This is a genomic window from Bartonella sp. AC329YNZD, assembly GCF_042196685.1.
In the GTDB taxonomy this organism is placed as follows: domain Bacteria; phylum Pseudomonadota; class Alphaproteobacteria; order Rhizobiales; family Rhizobiaceae; genus Bartonella.
Map to the genome: position 1 here is coordinate 56,772 of NZ_JBHIQS010000001.1, position 23,517 is coordinate 80,288.

At 37.3% G+C, this 23,517-nt stretch carries 14 protein-coding genes; 6 read left to right on the plus strand and 8 right to left on the minus strand.

The genetic code is table 11. The features are described 5' to 3' along the window. Positions 1-105: 105 nt before the first annotated feature. Together uvrC and pgsA are read left to right on the plus strand one after the other, a co-directional pair. Positions 106-2,085 carry an excinuclease ABC subunit UvrC gene (gene uvrC / locus ACFIMW_RS00260; protein WP_375607687.1) on the plus strand — a complete coding sequence of 660 codons (1,980 nt, stop codon included), beginning with the start codon at positions 106-108 and terminating at the stop codon, positions 2,083-2,085. A gap of 70 nt (positions 2,086-2,155) precedes the next feature. Beyond that, positions 2,156-2,737, plus strand: coding sequence for a CDP-diacylglycerol--glycerol-3-phosphate 3-phosphatidyltransferase (gene pgsA / locus ACFIMW_RS00265; RefSeq protein ID WP_375607688.1), 582 nt, complete (start codon positions 2,156-2,158; stop codon positions 2,735-2,737). A gap of 334 nt (positions 2,738-3,071) precedes the next feature. Here pgsA and ndk read toward each other — a convergent pair whose 3' ends face one another. The 5 genes from ndk to bafA (ACFIMW_RS00290) all read right to left on the minus strand — a co-directional run bounded on the left by ndk (position 3,072) and on the right by bafA (ACFIMW_RS00290) (position 15,688). Then, positions 3,072-3,494 carry a nucleoside-diphosphate kinase gene (ndk, locus tag ACFIMW_RS00270; protein ID WP_375607689.1) on the minus strand — a complete coding sequence of 141 codons (423 nt, stop codon included), beginning with the start codon at positions 3,492-3,494 and terminating at the stop codon, positions 3,072-3,074. A 383-nt stretch (positions 3,495-3,877) separates the two neighbouring features. Next, positions 3,878-6,445, minus strand: coding sequence for a BafA family autotransporter (bafA, locus tag ACFIMW_RS00275; RefSeq protein WP_375667042.1), 2,568 nt, complete (start codon positions 6,443-6,445; stop codon positions 3,878-3,880). Between the two features lie 172 nt (positions 6,446-6,617). Continuing rightward, entirely contained in the window at positions 6,618-6,926 is a 309-nt protein-coding gene (locus ACFIMW_RS00280; RefSeq protein WP_375607691.1) for a hypothetical protein, read from the minus strand. 354 nt (positions 6,927-7,280) lie between these two features. Continuing rightward, the gene (gene bafA, locus ACFIMW_RS00285) at positions 7,281-9,845 is read right to left on the minus strand and encodes a BafA family autotransporter (protein ID WP_375607692.1); all 2,565 of its coding nucleotides are present in this window, start codon (positions 9,843-9,845) and stop codon (positions 7,281-7,283) included. 359 nt (positions 9,846-10,204) lie between these two features. Then, a complete protein-coding gene (bafA, locus tag ACFIMW_RS00290) occupies positions 10,205-15,688 on the minus strand; it encodes a BafA family autotransporter (RefSeq protein WP_375667040.1) in 5,484 nt (1,827 codons plus the stop codon). 558 nt (positions 15,689-16,246) lie between these two features. Between bafA (ACFIMW_RS00290) and ACFIMW_RS00295 the strand changes: the two genes are divergently transcribed. Then, positions 16,247-17,536 carry an MFS transporter gene (locus tag ACFIMW_RS00295; RefSeq protein WP_375606276.1) on the plus strand — a complete coding sequence of 430 codons (1,290 nt, stop codon included), beginning with the start codon at positions 16,247-16,249 and terminating at the stop codon, positions 17,534-17,536. On the opposite strand, the gene ACFIMW_RS00300 is transcribed toward ACFIMW_RS00295, so the two are convergent. The 3 genes from ACFIMW_RS00300 to ACFIMW_RS00310 are packed head-to-tail and all read right to left on the minus strand — an operon-like array spanning position 17,533 to position 18,408. Continuing rightward, positions 17,533-17,796: a hypothetical protein gene (locus ACFIMW_RS00300; RefSeq protein WP_375607830.1), complete on the minus strand. Its 264-nt coding sequence runs from the start codon at positions 17,794-17,796 to the stop codon at positions 17,533-17,535. The genes ACFIMW_RS00295 and ACFIMW_RS00300 overlap by 4 nt on opposite strands. Beyond that, positions 17,786-17,962 carry a hypothetical protein gene (locus tag ACFIMW_RS00305; protein WP_375607694.1) on the minus strand — a complete coding sequence of 59 codons (177 nt, stop codon included), beginning with the start codon at positions 17,960-17,962 and terminating at the stop codon, positions 17,786-17,788. The genes ACFIMW_RS00300 and ACFIMW_RS00305 overlap by 11 nt, the downstream gene beginning before the upstream one ends. After that, on the minus strand, positions 17,962-18,408 hold the full coding sequence (locus ACFIMW_RS00310) for a DNA polymerase III subunit chi (RefSeq protein ID WP_375607695.1): 447 nt from the start codon (positions 18,406-18,408) through the stop codon (positions 17,962-17,964). Before ACFIMW_RS00310 ends, ACFIMW_RS00305 begins: the two co-directional genes overlap by 1 nt. A 389-nt stretch (positions 18,409-18,797) precedes the next feature. On the opposite strand from ACFIMW_RS00310, the gene lptF reads away from it, so the two are divergent. Genes lptF through ACFIMW_RS00325 form a run of 3 tightly spaced genes read left to right on the plus strand, consistent with a single transcriptional unit; the run spans position 18,798 to position 23,437 of the window. Beyond that, the gene (gene lptF, locus ACFIMW_RS00315) at positions 18,798-19,988 is read left to right on the plus strand and encodes an LPS export ABC transporter permease LptF (protein WP_375607696.1); all 1,191 of its coding nucleotides are present in this window, start codon (positions 18,798-18,800) and stop codon (positions 19,986-19,988) included. After that, positions 19,985-21,076, plus strand: a complete 1,092-nt coding sequence (gene lptG / locus ACFIMW_RS00320) for an LPS export ABC transporter permease LptG (RefSeq protein ID WP_375607697.1) — start codon at positions 19,985-19,987, stop codon at positions 21,074-21,076. The genes lptF and lptG overlap by 4 nt, the downstream gene beginning before the upstream one ends. Continuing rightward, entirely contained in the window at positions 21,077-23,437 is a 2,361-nt protein-coding gene (locus tag ACFIMW_RS00325; protein ID WP_375607698.1) for an LPS-assembly protein LptD, read from the plus strand. The last annotated feature ends 80 nt before the right edge of the window (positions 23,438-23,517 follow it).

Below are 23,517 nucleotides of genomic sequence, written 5' to 3' on the forward strand. Positions count from 1 at the left end.
TATGAAAAATAGGTACTCTAAAGTCATATTCTTATGCTATAATGCGCTATTTATAGAAAAGAATATTTTATATATTAAACAAAAAACATATTCTTAATAAACGGAATGGTCCTAAAAAATAATATAAATTGTTCGCAAAATGAACGAGAAAAACTTTCTTTTCTCTCTAACATTACGTGGAATAATGCCAATCAAAGTAATGAGAAAAATCAATTCCAAGGTGTCAAATTCATACAAGAGTTTGTTAGACACCTTCCGCATAAGCCAGGGATTTACCGGATGATTGGTGAAAATGGTGATATTCTCTATGTTGGCAAAGCCCGTAATCTCAAAAAACGTGTTTCAAACTATACACGTGAACAAAGACATAATAATCGTATTACTCGCATGATTCGTGCAACATATCATATGGAATTTATTGTCACCCACACTGAAACAGAAGCTCTTCTTTTAGAAGCCAATCTGATCAAAAGATTGCGTCCACATTTTAATGTACTCCTGCGTGATGATAAAAGTTTCCCTTATATTATGATTACAGATGATCATCGAGCACCTGCACTTTATAAACATCGTGGTGCTCGAACACGAAAAGCCCATTATTTTGGTCCTTTTGCCTCTGCTGGTGCGGTAACACAAACACTTCATGTTTTACAACGCGCTTTTTTATTACGGACCTGTACCGATGCAGTGTTTGAAAACCGTACACGCCCCTGTTTGCTTTATCAAATTAAGCGATGTTCTGCACCTTGTACACATGAAATTAGTGACAGTGATTATAAAGAACTGGTAAAAGGAGCAAAAGCATTCCTTTCGGGAAAAGATCAATCTGTTAAAAACGATATGGTTCAAGCTATGCATAAAGCCGCAGAAAATCTTGATTTTGAACAAGCAGCTTCCTATCGTGACCGCCTATCAGCCCTTTCTCACATACAAAGCCATCAAGGTATAAATCCTCAAACGATAAAAGAAGCGGATGTTTTTGCGATTGCGCAAAAAGAAGGAATGACCTGTATCCAAGTGTTCTTTTTTCGCATGGGGCAAAATTGGGGAAACCGTGCTTATTTTCCTAAAGCAGATCCCTCTTTTCCCCGTACTGAAATTTTAGCAAGTTTTCTTGCCCAATTTTATGATGATAAACCACTTCCCAAAAGCATCCTTTTATCTGAAGAAATTGAAGAAAAGACACTTCTTACAGAAGCGTTTAGTCTTAAAGCAAATCACAAAGTCTCTCTCTCTCTACCCAAACAAGGTGAACAGAAAAATCTTGTTAATCATGCCTATCTGAATGCTCATGAAGCACTTGAACATAAGCTTGCTGAAACAGCCACCCATACAAAATTGCTTCAAGGTCTTGCTGAAACATTCCAACTTCCTTCTCCTCCGCGCCGCATAGAAGTCTATGACAATTCTCATATTATGGGAACAAATGCTGTAGGTGTAATGATTGTTGCTGGTCAAATGGGATTTGTTAAAAATCAATACCGCAAATTCAATATTCGCTCAACAGATATTACGCCTGGCGATGATTTTGGCATGATGAAAGAAGTGATTAAACGAAGATTTTCACGCCTTATCAAAGAGCATGATCTCCCCAATAGAAATCATGACATAAAAGATGATGATCTTTTTCCCATCTGGCCTGATCTTATCTTAATTGATGGAGGCGAAGGACAAATCAACAGTGTACATGCAATACTTGATGAATTACAATTAAATGACCTCTTCACAGTTGTTGGAATCGCTAAAGGTGTTGACCGTAATGCAGGATGTGAACGATTTTTTATAAAAGGTTCCTCCTCCTTTACACTTCCCCCACGTGATCCTATCCTTTATTTTCTGCAACGTTTGCGTGATGAAGCTCATCGTTTTGCCATTGGAACGCATAGAATAAAACGAAAAAAAGCAACATTCAAAAACCCTCTTGATAAAATCGAAAATATCGGTCCAACAAGAAAGCGTGCGTTGCTTCATCATTTTGGAAGTGCCAAAGCTATTGCTAATGCCTCACTTGAAGATTTAAAAAAAGTTACGGGAATCTCTATGACAATTGCACAGAAAATTCATAACCATTTTCATGAAAAATAGACTTGTTTCATAACCTCCGCCTTGTTACGTTTAGGGAATATATTTTTTCACAAAAATTTAAAATGGCTCTATGAAAAATCATACTTTTTCTTTTCCAAATATTTTAACTTATGCACGAATTGTTGCAGTTCCAATGGTTGTAGCCTGCTTTTTTGTAGAAGGACGCCTACAATCAAGTGATATCGCACGCTGGATTGCCGTTTCCATTTTTATTATTGCATCTATTACCGATTTTCTTGACGGTTACCTTGCCCGTATTTGGGAACAAACATCCAATATTGGTCGCATGTTAGATCCAATTGCCGATAAACTTCTCGTCTCTGCTTGTTTGCTCTTGCTTGCCGCAGACAGCACTATCGCTGGATGGACTCTATGGGCAGCCATTATCATTCTTTGCCGCGAAATTCTTGTATCAGGATTACGTGAATATTTAGCTGAATTAAAAGTGAGTGTTCCAGTTTCTCGTCTTGCGAAATGGAAAACTTTTGTACAAATGATCGCTATTATCTTTCTTTTAGCGGGACCGGCCGGTAATAAAATTTTCCCTTATACGGTAGAATTTGGCATTACTATGCTGTGGATTGCTGCTCTCCTTACATTGTGGACAGGATGGGATTATTTTCGTGCAGGTTTAAAGCATGTTATTTTGTGAAAAGAATATGTAAGATTTATAATGATAATTTACCTTTTTGCCCTTAAACAAAAGAAGAAAGCCCGTGAGGCTTACTTATTTTAAATCTATTCACGAACAATCAATCAAAACACTTCTTTTGCACATCACAAACGAAGCTGGCATATAGATAAAAACTCTTTAAGAAAAAAATAAATATGCTTTTTGTCCCGCCTCGCAAAAGCAGTCGCAACATTAAAAGCTAAAAAAACGATGAATGCGATATGTCTTTGCAAAAAAATCTATAACTTTGTAAGCAAAAAACCCGAAACATAGTTTTTCAAGTTTTTTGCTTCTTATTTACTTTACGCTTTTATTAAGCAACAATTTCTATCTCAGAAAACCAAAAAGCGATTTCTGTTTTTGCTGTTTCAGCACTATCGGATCCATGGACAGAATTTTCGCCAATCGATAAAGCATGAACCTTACGAATTGTCCCTTCTTCTGCATCACTAGGATTCGTAGCCCCCATTACTTCACGGTTTTTAGCTATTGCATTCTCGCCTTCTAGAACCTGTACCACTGTTGGACCAGAAGACATAAATTCCACCAATTCGCTAAAAAAAGGACGCTCCTTATGAACAGCATAGAATTTTTCAGCCTCACGCTTACTCATCCAGACACGTTTAGATGCAATAACACGCAGTCCTGCATCCTCAAGCATTTTCGTAATTGCACCCGTCAAATTACGACGTGTTGCATCTGGTTTAATCATCGAAAAAGTACGCTCTAAAGCCATTTAACCACCTTTATTTCATTGATAACATTCTCTGGCTATTTCTATAACGAGCAAGCAGCCTTTTGCCAAGTGACTCTGCAAAAATCTACAAAAATTCTCAAAAATATAGAATGAATTATAAAGAACACTTAATAAAAATAGAAATACATTATAAGAGTGTACCCGCCTCTCAGAAAATGTTGAAGCTTCTTTTATACTCCCAAATGCTTCTCATCAAAATTATCATTTAAGCAATAAAAAATTATAAGAAAAATCCAACACGTAAAAATATATATACCTTTTATGAAAGCTTTATTTTTTTAAGAAAGCGAACCTAGACATTTCATATCTAGGTTTGAAAATCCCCTCACACACTGAAATCAATCAAAAAATACCCCTATAAATTAAAAACTATAGCGTACACCTAAAATACCCTGAAGGGACTGTTTTGTTTTACGTCCTTTAACATAATGGGCCTCACCATATAACTTTAACTTCTCACTCACCAAACTGCTTAAACCTATTCCTAATTTACCCGCATTGCCCGATAAGTCCGTGGTAAATGGATGGCGTTGATTAATTAACGTTTGATTATCATCTTTATTCTCACGCAACCATGCGGCTGTAATATACGCAAATGATGAAGAAGCCATGCGAGAACCAAATTCATATCCTAAAGATAAGCCCACCTCACTGCGTAATGAAGTAAATGGACGCATGTCACCTACCATGTCATTCGATAACTTGATTGCTTTACCCTCAACACGCAACCATGTAAATTGTCCATAAGGCTGCAGCCAACTGCTCTGTGACGTCTGAAGTCGATAACCGGCTTCAAAGGAAGTTCCCAATGCCCTTTGAGTATATGTTCCTTCAATCCCTAAGCCATTCGTTGAAACTGCCTTCAGAGTATTTTGATAATGATTGTATTTTAAAATACCGTCGAGATACCATCCACTATGATCCAAATAAGTGACATAAGCACCAACGCCATAAGTATTTATACCGCTGGTCCCCCCCCGTGCATGCGCAACACGGGCACGATCATAACTGCCAAAACCACCTATATAAAAATCTCCATTTTCCCATTCGTTTAAACCATTGATTCCTAAAACGATACCGGTCTGATCCAGTTTAAAATCTATATGCTTTGTCGCAATACTCTCTTTAGATTTGATCGCATAGGTCCATAAAGCCGTATTCTTTTTACTTTTATCTAGAATTCCTCTTCCCGCACGTACGGCTTGCATTTCATTGTGAAATACCATAGCTGGAGCTACAGACATAGACAATACGGCATCTGTAGAAGGCGTAGTTAAAAAGTCAGAAACTGGAAGCGTCTCACTCAAGTGTGGAGAAGGTTGTTCCTGAGTGTTTGGCCGCAAAGTCATCTGATCAGCTAAAGATGGTGAAGATGTTAAAACAGCAGCTTGTTGCTTTTCATCAGAAAGAGGATGAGGAACTGATGGAGGTAACGCTACACGAGTCTGATTTTCTTGAGAAGAAGATACCAAAACGCTAGAAACCTTCTGTGCTTCTCTTAAATGACGTGGAGGCCGTGACTTAGGAGGTTGCTTTTTAGATGGACGACGATCAGCCTTTTTTCCTCCAGAAGAATCCCCTTGATCAGACAAGGTAAGAGGAACCTTCATCTTCTTGTTTCCACATTGTATCTCAGTATTCGAACGTCCCATATCTTCAGAAGAATCCCTAGATAAATACCAAGTTGTAGAATAACCACTAGAACTCGCACATCTTTTTCTCTTCACTAATTGATACTGATAGGTCCCACCATCAACAGCTGTAATGCCCTTGCCCGAAAAATCTGTCAGAGTAAAATTAGCTCCTTCATTTTGGCTTCTATCGGTAACTAACGGAATCTCAGTAACAAAACTATTCCTTTGTGAGAGAGGACCTGTAATTTCAGCACCAGAATCTGCAACGTGTATTTTGTGATTACCTGCCCCCTCACCAATCGTCAAGTAATCACTTGCCTCCCAAGTAGCACTAATATTGAATCGAAAATGCAAATCCCCTGAAAGTTTCTCAACATGAAGTGAAATATGACGTGGATCATACGGAATAGAAGTAAAAATAACCGTTCCTCCATGTCCCCCTAAATCTTCAATTTCAATCTGAGGTTTTTCTCCTATATTCCGTTCACCGACCTCAAATATTGTTTCATCAGCTCTCTCTTCTATAGGAATCTTTTTCTTAGTGATATGGTTTGTCCTATCACCAGCAAACAAATAAAGTTCTCCATGATTATTGACCCTTACTTCTCCAACGACTTTTTGAATACCAGAGTGAAACCATGACCTAGCAGAATCCGTAATTGTTAAAGTATCCACAAACCCTTCAGGATATACAACTTGAATAGCCTTCTCCTTCAAAGTAGTAGCATAAGACTCTCCTAACGCTAAGACGTGTTGTCTGCCATTCTTAGAAATCTCAGCATACATTGATTTTCCCCCCTCTTGTCTTTGCTTCGCGTAAAGATTTTGTTCTCCGTTATCTCCTACTTTCGTATACCAAACCACTGCCCCATCATACACATTCTGCTGACCCACTGCTCCACTACCCCCAGAAACTGTAGTATTAGAAGCACTACTCCTTCTCTCCACGCTTGTAAGATCAAGGTTTGGTTCTTCATGAACAAACTGCTTACCTCCAAGAATTTTAGCATCTATTGCATTTCCTCCACGCGTAACTATTTGCATCCCCCCTTTTTTAATAGTGGAACCTACAGAAGTTGCTCCATTTTCAACAATCTCAACACTGCCATCCCCAACCACAATATTGCTGCTGAAAAGGGAAAGAGTCAGGGCTGAACCTTTTGGTATTTCTGCTCCATTTCCCACATATTCTACTATTGCTAGTCCTTTACTTCTGCTCTCAGCTGTACTTGCAATTTGCACAAGACAACTACTGATCATCAATACTGAAAAACTTAATTTGTATTTATACCGCATTATCCACACTCCATTCTCAATTATTTAGAAAAATATCCCACAGCTACGTAGGTAGCTCATTTTAGATTGTATCATAATGTGTTTTAATTATGTCTAAACACAATTTTTTAGTGTATTTTTTTAATCTAAACAACTATAAGTTGTTTATCTATAAACCACTAAAAACTCTAACTTAAGGCAGAAAAACTGAATAAAATTCAAAATATTTATTTGAATTCAAGGAATAATTTGCATATTTGGAATTATGGATGAAAAAAATGCTCGTGCCCTTTAATGGGGCACTATCTTCACGTGAAATAAAACGCCATTGGAGTGTACATTCACGCGCTTGTTTTAAAGAGATATCTCTCAAAGCCCCAAGCCCATTTCCTAACGTTGACCATGAATAGTATAATGGTAATCCATGAGCATCATCATCTTTACGCTTATGGCGAAGCAAACCAGCACCATCACGCACTTTTCTAGCTCTAAAATGCTGCAACGCAACACTCTTTTATACTTGAAGCAATTTATAAGAGGTACATTTAATTCTCTCTTGTACAATTTTTATCCACGCAAGCTTCCCCGCTTGTGACGTGTAAGAAAATGGTTTTGATTAATTTAACATGGAGCAGATTTGAAATAAGAGAATCTTACGATATTTGGAACTCTCATTCAACATGCAAAACAATGAACACTCTTTATAAATTAATACCTTATCTTAAAAGAGAGTATAAAAGCATCCTTACTCTTTGAGTAAGATCTCTATACTCTCGAGAAGACAGAGCTAGCTTTATCTGTTTAAGCTTACAAAATAATGACATTTATAAAGTTAATCAGCCGTGTACACACATATTTAGAAACTATAGCGTAACCCCAAAATACCTTGAAGAGCATTCTTAATCTTATGTCCTTTTAGATAGTATGTTTCCGCATAAAGTGTTAGTTTATCATTGACCGAACCGTTTAAGCCAATTCCCAATTTACCCGCACTGCCTGATAAGTCCGTGATAAATTTATGCTGGTTATTAATTGTCGTATAATTATTATCTATATTCTCACGCAACCAAGCTGCCATAATGTAAGCTGTTAATGAAGTTTCTGAATTCACAAAAAATTCATGTCCTGCAGTCAATCCAACTTCACTGCGGAATGAAGTCAATGGGCTTAAATCACCGACCATTCCATTGGAAAGTTTTATTTTTTTACCTTCAACCTGCAAACCTGTTAGCTTGATATAAGGCTGCATCCAAGTATTCTGTGCCGGTTCAAAATAACAACCAATCTCAAATGATCCACCTATCGCCCACTGATTGTAATGACTTTGAATCACTAAGCTATTCGTTGAGATGGCTTTCAAATCATCCTGGTAATAATTATATTTCAAAACACTATCCATATACCATCCACGATGATCAAAATAAGTTGCGTAAGTTCCAATGCTGTAAGAGCTCAAACTACTGTCACCACCTCGTGCATGAGAAACACGTGCTTGATCATAACTCCCAAAACCACCAACATACAACTCTCCATGCCTTAATTCACTCAACTGATCAGCACCAAAGACTAAACCTGTCTGCCCAAGTTTAAAGTGTGTATGGCCTGTCGCAACACGTTCTCTGCTCTTAATCGCATAAGTCCATAATTCGATATCTTTCTTATTTCTGTCCCAAATTTTTCTACCATTCCGTATAATTTGCAACTCATTGTTAAAAATAAGCCCAGGGACTACGGACAACGTTAACACTGCATCTGTAGAGGGAGTCGTTGATGTTTCACCAGGAAAAAAAGGATTTGTTGGATCTGGAATAGAGTTTTCTGGCCCACTGAGGCGGTCTGCCGATAAAAACCACACTTTTCCATTTTCATCCTTTCTTTCTTTCAATCCATACATATAAGTTCCACCATCAATGGCGTTAATTTTTTCACCCTTAAGATCTGTCAGCGTAAAATTCGCTCCACCACTTTGATCCGTAATTAAATCACGTTTATTTGAAAAAGGATCCGTGATTTCAACGCCAGAATCAGCAACAATTATCGTATGATTTCCTGCCCCTTTCTCAACCAAGAGATAATCACCACGATTATGGGCAATCGTAGTATTGAATGCAAAATGTAAACTGCCTGAAAGATTATTCACATGCAGCTGAGAATAATATGGATCGGAACCAGTAAATGCAAAAATAACACTCCCCTCACCACTTAATTTTTGTATCAAAGAGCTTTTTCCATCAAACTCATTAGTAATAGAGTACAGTTTTGTATCTTTTCCATTCAAAATAATATCTTCTACTGTAGTGCGATGTTGATTATTCCCAGCATAAAGATGAAGTTGCCCAGAATGATTTACCTGTATTTTGCCTTCTAATGTCGCTCCAGCATGCACCCATGATTTTGTTTCATCATTCATTGTTAGATTTTTTACAGATCCATCAGTATCTATTTCCTGAATAGCGTTCTCATTTAAAGTAACTCCAATGGCCTGACCACCTTTTAAGATACGCTGTTTACCACCACCAAAAACCTCTGTATCAAACGCAAAACCATTATTTTTTGCACTTTGAGATTTTTTTCCAATCTCTTGTACGCCCCCTCGCATAACTTTCGTATTCCAAACTTTTCCCCCATCATATACTTTTTGTTGGCCTAGTGTTTCATCTTGACCATAAATTACGGTATGAGAAGCACTACTCCCTTTAACCTCTTCTCCAACATCCCCTTCCCCAAAAACCAGTTGCTCACCACCATAAATTTTAGTCCCCTCTACTTTTCCTCCATTTCCAACACTTTGTTGTCCGCCTTCTTTAACAACAGCATTTTTCGAAAGTCCTTGTTTTCTCTTTAAAGCCTCAACATTTTCAATTCCACCATGTTCAATTTTACTATTCTCACTGAGACCTCCTGCATACACATAAAGCTCTGCACCATTCTTTACTGTATTATTAATGGATCGCCCAGGACTATCAATCTCACCATCATTTGAGATGTATGCTTTACCTTCATTATCAAGGATATAATTTTCTAGCAGGGCCCCATCTTTAATGGAGATAAGTTCAGGTTTTTTAAGAAACGCAGTATTTTGTTCTTGTGTATTATATCCAATATTGTCACGATAATTGCTGTCAAGCGCCTGTTGACTCACGAATACTCTAGAACCCTTATCCATAATAAAATCACTAGGCTTTTTTAAAAAGTCTAATTCATTGCGCGTTCTTACCATGACATCATGAGAGGCTCCAAGGATGCATCTTGCTGATTTCATATCCTCATTGTATTGATTGTGAAATACTTTGTCATTTTCATAACTTGAAGATTGACAAAAAAGCGGTGCCCCCCCCTCATTTGCAGAAGCAGCATGCACAAAACAGCTGCTCAACATGAGTATCCAAAAATTTCGTTTCCATTTATATTGTATCGCCATATCCTCCCCCTTCACGTCTGCATAGACACCAAACGTAATTAGCTCTACAAAACATATTTTCAACCTTAGATTGCAAACAATCCTTTTTAAAAATTCTCTTTATCTCATAAAAAATTGTTCTTTACAGTTTTTTAAATACTTTTTTGATCACGAATATAAGGGCGTTTTTATAGTGCTTCTTTAGCATTTCCTCGGAGTTTTCTTATCAAAGAAAAAAGTAATGCATAATAAAGTATATAAGGGTATACAGCTTATCATGAAAAGCAAAACTGCATGCTCTGAAAAATTGTTCTCTGAACCTTTATTAAAGACCTTTAAACAATCATACATTTAAAGGTAACTAAAAAATAACCATATAATTAAAAACTATAGCGTACACCTAAAATACCCTGAAGGGACTGTTTTGTTTTACGTCCTTTAACATAATGGGCCTCACCATATAACTTTAACTTCTCACTCACCAAACTGCTTAAACCTATTCCTAATTTACCCGCATTGCCCGATAAGTCCGTGGTAAATGGATGGCGTTGATTAATTAACGTTTGATTATCATCTTTATTCTCACGCAACCATGCGGCTGTAATATACGCAAATGATGAAGAAGCCATGCGAGAACCAAATTCATATCCTAAAGATAAGCCCACCTCACTGCGTAATGAAGTAAATGGACGCATGTCACCTACCATGTCATTCGATAACTTGATTGCTTTACCCTCAACACGCAACCATGTAAATTGTCCATAAGGCTGCAGCCAACTGCTCTGTGACGTCTGAAGTCGATAACCGGCTTCAAAGGAAGTTCCCAATGCCCTTTGAGTATATGTTCCTTCAATCCCTAAGCCATTCGTTGAAACTGCCTTCAGAGTATTTTGATAATGATTGTATTTTAAAATACCGTCGAGATACCATCCACTATGATCCAAATAAGTGACATAAGCACCAACGCCATAAGTATTTATACCGCTGGTCCCCCCCCGTGCATGCGCAACACGGGCACGATCATAACTGCCAAAACCACCTATATAAAAATCTCCATTTTCCCATTCGTTTAAACCATTGATTCCTAAAACGATACCGGTCTGATCCAGTTTAAAATCTATATGCTTTGTCGCAATACTCTCTTTAGATTTGATCGCATAGGTCCATAAAGCCGTATTCTTTTTACTTTTATCTAGAATTCCTCTTCCCGCACGTACGGCTTGCATTTCATTGTGAAATACCATAGCTGGAGCTACAGACATAGACAATACGGCATCTGTAGAAGGCGTAGTTAAAAAGTCAGAAACTGGAAGCGTCTCACTCAAGTGTGGAGAAGGTTGTTCCTGAGTGTTTGGCCGCAAAGTCATCTGATCGGCTAAAGATGGTGAAGATGTTGAAACAGCAGCTTGTTGCTTTTCATCAGAAAGAGGATGAGAACTTGATGGAGGGGCACCTTCAATCATTTGACCTCCCAGAGATGAAACAATTGGAGAAACAGAAGCTGAAGATTTTTGACTCAAGTTTCTGTGGTTTTCTCTTGGACGTGGCAATTTAATAGCATGCTCTTGTGGTGCTATAATCGTTGAAAGAGAAGAAACCTGTTGTTTTTGACTTAAATGCTGCGGAATTCTGCTTCTGCGTGGCGCATTATCCATGTAAACTGCAGTCAAATACCAAATTTTTCCCTCTTCATTCTCAATATTTTTGTGTTTTAAGCCATAAGTATAAGTTCCCCCATCAACCATTATAGTTTTTGCGCCAGAAAAACTTTGTAGAGTAAAAGATGCGCCGCCACTTTGATCAAAAATTAAATCAAGTCTTATTGAAGAAGGATCAACAATTTCAATACCAGAATCTACGACACTTATTGTGTGAAAACCACTCCCATTCTCAATAAAGAGGTAATCACCTTTTTCTTCTGCAAGACTAACATTAAAGTCAAAATGTAGACTCCCTGCTAGATTATCAATATAAAGCTGAGAGTAATATAAATTATCTTCAAAAGAGGTAAAAATAACTTTTCCTACACCGTTTAACTGCTGAATGCGTGTACTTTTGTCGTCAAACCCACAAGCAACAGAATATAATTGAGCGTCTTCTCCATTTAATTCAATGTTTTCTACTATAGTTTGTTGACCATCATCTCCAGCATAAAGATGGAGTCCCCCAAAATCCTGAACTCTTATTTCTCCTCTTAATATTGCACCAGGAGAAACCCATGAATTGGCATTACCTTCAATCGTTAGATCCTTTACAATTCCACCTGCATAGACTTCTTGAACACCACCAGTGCGTAAAATGGCTGTATGTGCTTCACCTCCTGCGAAAACACGCTGCATACCCTCTGAAAAGACTTCAGTATTTATGGCCAAACCGCCAGCTTTTTCTGCAAAGTTATCATCATCAGGAAACCATTTAGCAAGAGTTTGTATTCCTCCACTCATCACTTTTGTTCCTACAGCCATACCATCATCGTATACGTTCTGCTGTCCCAGTGTGTCACCTTGACCATAAATTGTCGTATCATAAGCACTGCTCCCAACAATCCCACCGTTCACGTACCCATCTCCGAAAACAAGCTGCTCCCCACCATAAATTTCAGCTCTCAATGCAGATCCTCCTCCCTCCACTTTTTGTTTTCCACCCTCGTAAATAATCGTAGATTCTGAAATCCCTTGTTCCCCTATAATCTCAGCACCACCATTTTCAATTGTCGTATTCTTACTGAAACCACCAGCTTGAACATAAAGTCTTCCTGATCCCTGAATTGTATTATTAATAGACTTCTTAAGAACACCTTGCTCTCCATCATCAGAGACATAAGCTACGTTATTATCACCGAGCAAAGAGCTTTGTAGAATTCCTCCTCCTTCGCCAATACTGTAATCAATTACATCAGAGATACTAAAATCTTTTGACGATGTCATATTTTCTTCTTTTTCAGGAAGCTTATCTATAGGTAACTCCGCGTGAGATGAAGGGATTACAGGAGCAGAAATTATTTGTGGCGTAGCCAAATACCAAGTCTTTCCCCCATTATCATCTTTTGTTTTTAAGCCATACATGTAGGCTCCACCATCAATCGTACTCGTCTCTTCACCAGAAAAATCTGTCAGAGTAAAATGCGCATTTCCGCTTTGATCATGAATTAAATCAAGCTCCAAAATTAAGTTCTGATTTTGTAGAAGAGAATTGGTAATTTCAACACCAGAATCGATAACGCTTATGGTGTGATTACCTGCTCCTTTTTTTATCAGAAGATAATCACCGCGCTGTTCTGCAAAATTAGTCTGCAACCTAAAATGTAAACTCCCTGAAAGATCATTGATCTCAAGTTTAGAGTAATGTGGATTAAACACGGTGGAAGTAAAAATAACACGGCCATCACCACTTAAAGCTTCAATCAAAGAGCTTTCGCCATCTATATTAGAAGCAATAGAATACAATTTTGTATCTCTGCCATTTAACACAATTCTTTCTACTTCAGTACGAGACTGCTCTGCACCAGCATAAAGATAAATCCGTCCAGAATCATTAACCGTTGTCATTCCTTCCAATGTTGCGCCACCATGTAACCACGTTTGTGCTTGATCCTTAACGGTTAAATCTTTTACATAACCTCCTAAATCTATTGCCTGAAAAGCAGTCCCTTCTAAAAGAACGCCAATCGCGATTCCTCCCGCTAAAACATGTTGCTGTCCACCAGAAAAGACCTTCGTATCAAAGGCAAAGCTGCTATACTCGTTTAGATCCTCTTCTCCATAAAGATTTTGTATCCCGCCTTCCATGATCTGTGTGTTAAAAACCTCTCCATCATCATACACATTCTGATATCCTCGCACTCCATTCTCACCAGAAACGATAGTGTCATGGGCGCTGCTCCTCACCATCGCACCCTTGATCTCAGACTTTCCTGAAACAAACTGCTCACCACCGTAAATTTTAGCTCCTTCAGCTTTTCCCCCCTCTTTAACCTTTTGTTGCCCCCCTTTATAAACAATAGTATCCTGCGAAAGACCCTGTGTTTTAATAATCTCAGTACCGCCTCTTTGAATTGTCGTATACAAGCTAAAACCACCGCTATAAACGGAAAGCTTTCCACCATCTTTAACTGTATTACTAATTGAAGTTTCTCCATTGCTATCAACTTCCTTGCTGCTCGTGTCAAAGCTAGGATCCGCAATAGAAACAGTTGTTCCTTGATCAATTGTGAGTTCTGTGAGTAAATCACTTGATGAACCAGTATATGGTTTCAATACACTATCAAAAACTTGAGAAGTTGTCTCATCAATGGTGTGGTTTGCATCTAAGTACCAAATTTTACCAGTACCCTTATTGTTTCTATGTTTCAAACTGTACCGATAGGTTCCGGCATCAACAGTTCCGATTTTTTCACCAAAAGTGTTTGTCAGAGTAAAATGAGCATTTCCACTACGATCAGTAATTAATTTAAGCTTTTTATAAGAAGAATTTGTAATTTCACGCCCAGAATCAGCCACACTTATTGTGTGATAACCTGAACCACTTTCTTTAATGACAAGATAATCACTAAGATGCTTGGCAAAGTTGACATTAAAATCAAAATGTAAAGAACCTGAAAGATCATCAATATTAAGCTTAGAGTAATGCTTATCAGCCCCTAAGTATGTAAAAATAACTCTGCCACTTCCAGTTAAATTCTGGATATTAACGTGAAGTTTTTTGCTGTTATCTTCAGGAGCAATAATGTATAGTTTGCTATCTTCTCCATTTAAATTAAGATTTTCTACTTCCGTAACAGCTTCACCATTCCCAGCATAAAGATAGAGGCTGCCAAAGTCATAAACATTTGTGTCCTTATCTAATATTGCCCCCGCAAAAGCCCATGACCTTGCTTGATGATTAATGGTTAGATCATCCGTATATCCAGAATCATATATCTTCTGCGTAGCTCTATCGTATAAAGTAACTTCACTCGCATTCCCTCCTGCAAAGATATTCTGCATACCATTTTTAAAAAGTTCGGTACTCAGTGCAAAAGCCCCTTCATTAATTGTAAAATCTTCATTTTCTATATCGGCTGTATCAGCATCTTCTGAGAAGCTATTATGAAAATTCTCTTTACCATCAAGATTCTGGACACCACCTTTCATAATCTTTGTGTCAACAGCCATCCCCCCACTATAGACACTTTGTATTCCTAACATTCCATCTGCCGCATAAATTTCAGTGCTATAAGCACTACTTTCCTTATCTTTACGCGACAAACCATCCCCAAGGATCCCCTTACCAAAAATAATCTGCTCACCACCATAGATTTTAGCTCCCTCAGCATTTGCACCACTCTCAACAATTTGTTTACCCCCTTTTTTAACAGTGGCATATTCCGAACTGCTCAGATTTTGGACGAATTCAATACCACCACTCTCAATTGTCGTATCCCTGCTAACACTTGCTGCATCAATGTAGAGTTTTCCACCTTCTTGAACCGTATTATTGATGGAATAGCCTGCTTCTTCATAGCTAAAGCTATTTATTTCAAAACCTTCAGAGTCACGTTTAGTAATATAGACAATAGCCCCATCGCTTATTACTGAATTTGTGAGAACTTCAAAGAATAGGTTTTCTAATCCCTTCCTTTCCTCTTCTGAAGACTTACTTCCTTCTACTGTCTGTTTATTCTCTATCTTTTTTGATTCCCCCTTTTTTTCTTTTAATCCCCTCACTTTTGATAACGATGTTCTTGTCTCTTCTAGATGTTCACTGATATCTACTGGTGTTAATAGCTTTTCTTTTGGTGTCTCTACTCCATCTGCACTCGCAATCTTGACAAAAAAACCACTGGTCATTAGTGCACAAAAACTTAATTTCAATTTGCGTTGCATTATTCACACTCCATCATTCCAAATTAAATCCCCCATTTAGAAAAAAATGCACAGACCAAAACAACACAATGTTGCTCACCCTCATGTCTTTTAAGATAACGAAGCATTCGATAAATTAAGCTTTGACAGATCAAATATACACCATGTGTTTTAAAATATATGCACAACTAAAAGATTTAATTAGTTTTATATACACCTAAAAAGTGTTATAATTACATCCATGAAAATATTTTTGAGACAATAAACACTGATCTACAAATAAGGCTGATCCCTCAAGAGATAAAAACAGCATTGAACTTTAAAGGAAACAGCAATGTGAATGAGAACAACGTTTATGGCTACGTATTTCCATCTTCTACAGCATTTAAAGCAGTGCCTTTATTCTATTCAATTTGTATAATCTATAGAACACTTAATTCATGCTCATCAGTCTATACTCATTGTCCTAATATAGAGGAAACGTCATAATATTGACTCGACACTGATTTGAAATTTTTATAACTATAGTTAGTTAATTCGTCATTTGATTTGTCATACACTGAAAGGGACATTCTATTCATGTCTACAAACTTAGAAATGCAAGATAAAAACAACAGAAATTCCCCTCGTCGCATTTTGTTTGCAAGCCTTATTGGCCCAACAGTTGAATTCTTTGATTTCTATGTCTTTGGCACTGCCGCAGCTCTCATATTTCCTCATGTGTTTTTTCCAACACAAAATGATCAGGTTGCCATTTTACAATCTTTCCTGATCTTTGGAGCAGCCTTTTTTGCTCGCCCCTTTGGATCAGTTGTTTTTGGACATTTTGGAGATAAAATTGGAAGAAAAGCAACACTTATCGCTTCTCTTCTCACCATGGGACTTTCAACAGTCATCATTGGTTTTCTTCCTACTTATGAAATGGCTGGGTGGTTTGCCCCTTTCCTGTTAACCTTATGCCGTATTGGACAGGGAATGGGATTAGGAGGAGAATGGGGAGGCGCTGTTTTGCTCGCAACAGAAAATGCCCCTCCAGAAAAGCGCGGCTGGTATGCGATGTTCCCCCAATTGGGCGTTTCAATCGGTTTGTTTTTATCTATTGCTGTTTATTTGGGTCTGCTGCATTTCCTTGATCGCGCTGAACTTTTAGCTTGGGGATGGCGCATTCCTTTTATTGCTTCAGTTGTTTTTATGATTATAGGATTATGGGTTCGTCTTTCAATCAATGAAACTGTGCAATTCAAAAAAACTCTTGAAAGTAAAGAACATGTCAAAGTGCCTATCATAGATGTCTTTTTAAAATGTCCACGAATCCTATTTCTTGGAATATTTTCTGGTATGGCAACTTTTGTTTTATTTTACTTGGTCACGACATATTTGTTAAGCTATTCAACAAACCATTTGCAATTGCCATTTCATCAAGCTCTTCAAGTCGAAATTGTCGGTGCTGTTTTCTGTGGAATTTTTACTGTCATCACTGGGAAACTCGCTGATCGTATTAGACGTAGAACTTTGATGATTTGGATTACAATCATCACCGGTATGTATTCTTTCGCAATTCCTTATTTCTTAAATTCTGGAGTTATGGGAGTCCTTGCAATGTCTGTCATTGGCTTGTCTCTCATGGGAATGATATACAGTCCTCTTGGTGCTGTTTTGGCTTCACCGTACCCAACAGCAATTCGTTATACTGGTTCTTCTATCACTTTCAATTTATCTGCTATCGTAGGAGCATCTCTTGCACCTTATATTGCAGAATATCTGGTACAACATTTCGATACGTCTTATCTCGGCTACTATTTGCTTTTTGCTTCTTTTATTTCACTGATTTGCTTCGTCGGATTTACAGAGGATGAAATATCCAACTAAAATATAATAACGAAGAATAAAATAAGGACTGGCAGCGAAAATGCTGCCAGTTTCATTTTTAAAGACATGGGTTGAGGTATCTTCCACCACAATATTCCCGCAAACAATGCACTCAAAAAGAAAAATAAAAAATCTGCAATATTGCTTATATAAGCAACAGTAAATATTTCTGATAAGATATGCGTTGTCCCCAACCACGAAACGCAAAAAAAAGCTAACATCACACCCCATAAAACAAGCAAAATCCGATCAATCATCATCATGGCATTTCATTTTTTTAATTATAGTCCATATATTTAGCATGCCTAAAAGAAAAACCACAATAAAAACCCAACGCCCTCCCCCTGATCCTTGCGCAATAAAAAGTGCTGGATTTACTATTCCTACCACTCCTATAAAAATCAGAACAACAGACACGAAACGCATTAAATTTGTTTTTCCCAACGATGATCTTCAGTCTGTTGCCAATACGTTAAATTATGATTTTCCATTTTATATTTTTTCCACTGTGCACGAACGAGATTCAACTGCTCCTCACTTTCACCATCAAATATCACGACAAGCCGTTGATAAGCATCAATATCCGAACAAACAGCGCCCTCTATGAGAAAACGAATCTTTGAATCATTCGGATTTTCTTGTCCTGTCGTAAGAAATACAGGCTGAAAGTTTGAATATTGATCACACTCAGTTCCATGTCCAATAAAGGATTCATCTGCATAAACCCATAAATGTGTATCCATAAAATCGCGTTGTTCTTTACTCACACATTGTATTGTTACTTTTCCAAAACGAGCCAATGCACGCTCCACAAGCGTCGGCAAAATATCTTTCAGCGTTGACTGCGTCAAATGATAGAATAAAATGTCCAACCTCTTAAGCCCTCATCATTCTTTATAAAAAAGCTAACGTCTTTAAAAAACTTCTATGTCCCTAATACAAAGGAAACGGTTCAAGATATAAACCTGTTTTTCGATTAAGATGCATTCTCTTTTTGCACATGTTTTTAAAAGACAAAAAATTGTTATTTACACATTAATAAGAAAGTTTTTAAGCTATCTCCTATATTCTAGGTAGACTATAGTTGGAAATAAAATATAATATATGGAAAAATAGAGAAAACTTAATAGGCAATTTTATATTATTTATTTGGTAAAAATGTGCATTTCATGGAAGTTTTTTTTAATTTTATTACATTTTAACCGAAAACAGTATAAAATATTTACTATCAAATTAAAGACTGAGGGTGTTCTCCAAGTTTATGCGTATTATTGAGTTCTACATCCTGAAACGTGTCTTTGTTTTATTTAGCTCTGTCATGATTGCAGCAGTGGGTGTTAGTTGGACAGTACAAATTCTTGCACGAATAAACTTTCTTACAACAAGTAAACAAACACTCCTCACAGTTTTACAATTTTCACTCTCATTGGTTCCTTCTGTTGTTTTTCTGGTCATTCCATTTGCATTAGTAATCGCAATTACAACCATCCTTTCAGCAATGAATCAAGACTCTGAACTTGCTGTTATCAATGCCTCTGGTTTTCCTAAAAGTACTGTTTGGAAACCTATTCTTCTTCTTGCTATTGTTGCATCATGTATCTCCTTTTCTATAGCCAATTTTGTTGTTCCTCAAGCACGTCTTCAGATGCGACAAATGCTAGCAAGTGCCCATTTTGATCTTATTAGTCTTTTCATCAGTGAAGGGAGCTTTCAAAAACTTGCCAATAACCTTTACATAGAAATTGGCGAACGGAATCCAAACGGAACCTTTGAACGTCTTTTCATTGCCGACCAGCGTGATCCTAAGACTAACCTTTTTTATTATGCAACAAAAGCATCAATTGTAAACAATCAAAATGGTCGTTTTTTAATCCTCAATAACGGTGAAATAGAAAGAGTCAATCATCAAAATAACAGCGTTTCAATCGTTCAATTTAGCTCATATACCTTTAGCCTAGGGGAGTTTATCCCCAGTGATAAAACACCTACTCTTTATCCAAAAGATCGGTCTCTTTCTTATTTACAAAATCCTGACCCAAAAGATCCTTACTATCAACGAAAACCGCTCCAATATAGAGCTGAGTTTCACCGCAGACTAACACAATGGCTCTACCCTATTGTTTTTTCACTTATTGCATTAGCAGCGGCAGGAGATGTAGGCTCCCATCGACAAGCTCGTCATTCCGCAAATCTCTCGGCCATTGCCCTTTCTTTGGTGGTATATTGGATAGGATATTTTTTCGCCGAAAAAGCAAAGAATGATCTTGCATACGTTCCGCTCCTTTATATTACACCCATAGGAACAAGTATATTTGTCTTTTTTATGCTTTTAACGAATCATAAAATTGGACTTCCCACAAAAGTTAATGAGGTACTGCAAATCGTTTTTCAAAAAGTAATGAATAAATTTGAACATCCACAATCTCAAGATTCCTCGGATAAAATATCATGATTGGGTGGACACTTGGACGATATTTTTTTATACGTTACCTTAAAATAACTTGTTATTTCTGGGGGAGCATTTTTGTTCTTGCTCTTTTAATCGATTTTACAGAAAATTCCAGTAAGCTATCCTCCCTTCCGCACTATACAGCAAAAAATGCATTTCTGCTCTCTGTTTTACGTATCCCTTTTATCATGCAACAACTTATCCCTTTTATTGCACTCTTTTCTGCAATGGCAACACTTATCTCGCTTAACAAAAAACTTGAACTTGTGATAACTCGTTCAATCGGTGTTTCTGCATGGCAATTTCTTATGCCAGCTTGTTTGGGAGCTTTGCTTTTGGGATTATTTTCAATTCTTCTCATTAATCCACTCGCAGCATGGGGATTTTCTCAATCAGAAAAAATGATGACTGAATGGCGCAATAATAATATACTAACACCTCTTCATAATACACGTATTCACTGGTTAACCCAGCGTACAAATTTAGGCAGAACAACCATTGGTGCTAAATTTATCACTGATCAAGGACTTTCTCTTCTCGATGCAACCTTTGTACAATACAATGACAACGCAACCGTAAAAAATTGGATTAACGCCCCAAAAGCAACATTAACCAATGGCGCTTGGCTATTAACAAATGGAACAATCTATAAAATAGGACATCCACCTGAAAAATTTACCGTATTGCAAATAAAAACCAATCTAAAACCTGAATTTTTAACGGAACGTTTAGTGAATCCCGCAACTATTTCATTTTACCAATTGCCACAAAAAATTATGATTGCACGTTCATTTGGCTATTCTGCTCATAATTTTGATATGTATTTACAATCTTTGATCGCATTACCAGCATTGCTAGTGGCAATGACTCTCATTGCAGCAACTGTATCTTTAAATTTTACACGTTTTGGGCAATCTAGAACGTTGATTCTTGGTGGTGTCATAGCTGGGTTTATGCTTTATGTTATTTCCGTACTCATTCAGGCTTTTGGTAATGCTGGATATATTCCACCAGTTATTGCAGCTTGGACACCTGTTGTTATTGCTTTATTCTTGGGAATCTCTTTTTTACTTCATAAAGAGGATAGCTAAGTGAAAGCATTAACAGGTAAGAAAATCATTTTAACAAAATTAAGTGCTCTCGCTTTTAAAAGTGTTATGGGGATTATTTTAGGGGGAACTCTGGTTTATTATGCGCACGCTCAAAGCCTTATGTCTCCCTCTCAAAGTCGCATTCAAAATCCGGAAAGTCCTCTTTTGCTCTCTGCGGATGAACTCATCTACAATCGTGATGAAAACACTGTTTCTGCACAAGGTAATGTCCAAATCGAATATGATGGCAATAAAGTTATCGCTCAAAAAATCATTTACAATCAAAAAACAGGACGGCTTATAGCACAAGGGAATGTTGAAATTACTCAAAAAGATGGTAATAAAATTTATTCCAATCAAATTGATATGACCAAAGATCTTGGCCAGGGTTTTGTAAACGCCTTACGTATTGATACAGCCAATAATGTTCACTTTGCAGCCCAAAATGCTACACGTAAAAACAATCAAATAACAGTTTTTGAAAATGCAACGTATACAGCCTGTGAACCTTGCTCTTACAAACCAGATAGAGACGTCCTGTGGAAAATTAAAGCAAGAAAGATCATATGGAATAATAACGTCAAAAAAATTCGGTTTGAAAATAGCAGTTTTGAAATTTTGGGCGTACCGATTATAAAATTTCCAAATTTTGAACTTTATGATCCAACGGTCAGACGTGCTAGCGGTCTGCTTACTCCTCATTTTTTTTATACCAATGATCTCGGCATGGGGATAAAGAGTTCTTATTTCTGGAATCTCGCTCCTCATTACGATTTCACACTTTCTTTTACGGTTTATACCCAACAAGGGCTTTTAACCGAAGGGGAATGGCGTCAACGTTTAAAAACGGGCCGTTATAACATTCGCTTTGCTCATATATATCAAATGAAACCGCATAGATTTGATAATGATACGATTGATGCCCAACATAAAAACCGTTATATGCTGGCGACAAAGGGGGATTTTCGTATTAATTCACACTGGACTTATGGATGGGATATTCTTGCACAATCAGATCGGCATTTTAGTCGTGCCTATAAACTTGAAAACTATAACAATCCCACACAACTTTCTCAGATCTATCTGAATGGTCTTGCAGGAAAAAACCATTTTGATATGCGTTTTTATCATTTTAAAGTTCAAGATTCGTTATTGAATGATTATCATTATGAACGTCACTCTCGGCAAGCATGGGTTCTACCACGCATCGATTATACTTTCACGCCAGATGAACCCATTTATAATGGAGAACTGACCTTCCATAGTAATATGCAATCAATTTATCGTCGTCATGCTGACTTCAATTCACCCGACAAGAACGGAAATCCTCTCAACATAGTAAGACTTTCTGGTATAGCTGGAAATAGTTTGCGTTTCACAAACGAGCTTCAGTGGAAAAAGCGCTTCAACACACACAATGGACTCATCTTAACCCCTCTTCTCTCTCTACGGGCTGATATCATTACAACCAATGTACGTGAAAATCATGATTCTTCTATAAAAAACACTGTGTTATCCGAAGTTCGTGGTTCAGCAATTCGTGGCATGGCAACAGCAGGGTTAGAACTACGCTATCCTTTCCTCATTACAGCTGATCATTCTAAACATATTATAGAACCAACCGCACAAATTTTTATACGCAATAATGAACAATATATCGGACAAATTCCTAACGAAGATGCTCAAAGCTTTGTATTTGATGCAACCACTCTCTTTCAACGGGATAAATTTTCTGGTTATGATCGTGTAGAAGGTGGCACAAGAGCCAATATAGGTCTAAGATACTCTGGAAGCCTTAATGATAATTGGTCTCTTTATGGTCTCATTGGACAATCCTTTCATCTAGCAGGAAAGAATTCTTTTGCAGAAAAGGACTTTATCAATGTCGGTACTCATTCTAGCTTAGAGGCAAAACGTTCAGACTATGTTGCAATGTTTGGTACAACCCATAAAAGTGGTTTTTCCTTAGAAACGCGTGGACGCTTTGACAAAAAAACAGGAAAAATCCGCCGTAGTGAAATCGAAGCATCACAAAAATGGCAAAATTTTTGGGCGGCTCTACAATATGCCTATATCGCAAAGCAACCAGATTATGAATATTCTCAAGAGCGCCAAGAAATTTCTTTTCAAACAGGACTTAAATTGGCAGATTATTGGTCCATTAATAGCAACGCCGGTTATGATTTAGTATCTGGTACATTTATAAAGCGAGGAATTAGCTTGAGTTATATGGATGAATGTTTCGGGTTAACATTCGGTTATCAACAGGTAACGAATCCAGGCAGGAAAGCACCCTTGCAAAACTTTAATTTCTCTCTTTCATTGCGTACGATTGCAGATATCGGAAAAAAGATAGATTAATTTATAAAGGGAATGTATCAGTCATTTAACTTATCATTGTTTTTATGAAAGAAAGCGTGTATTTTAAGTTGTTGATGAGA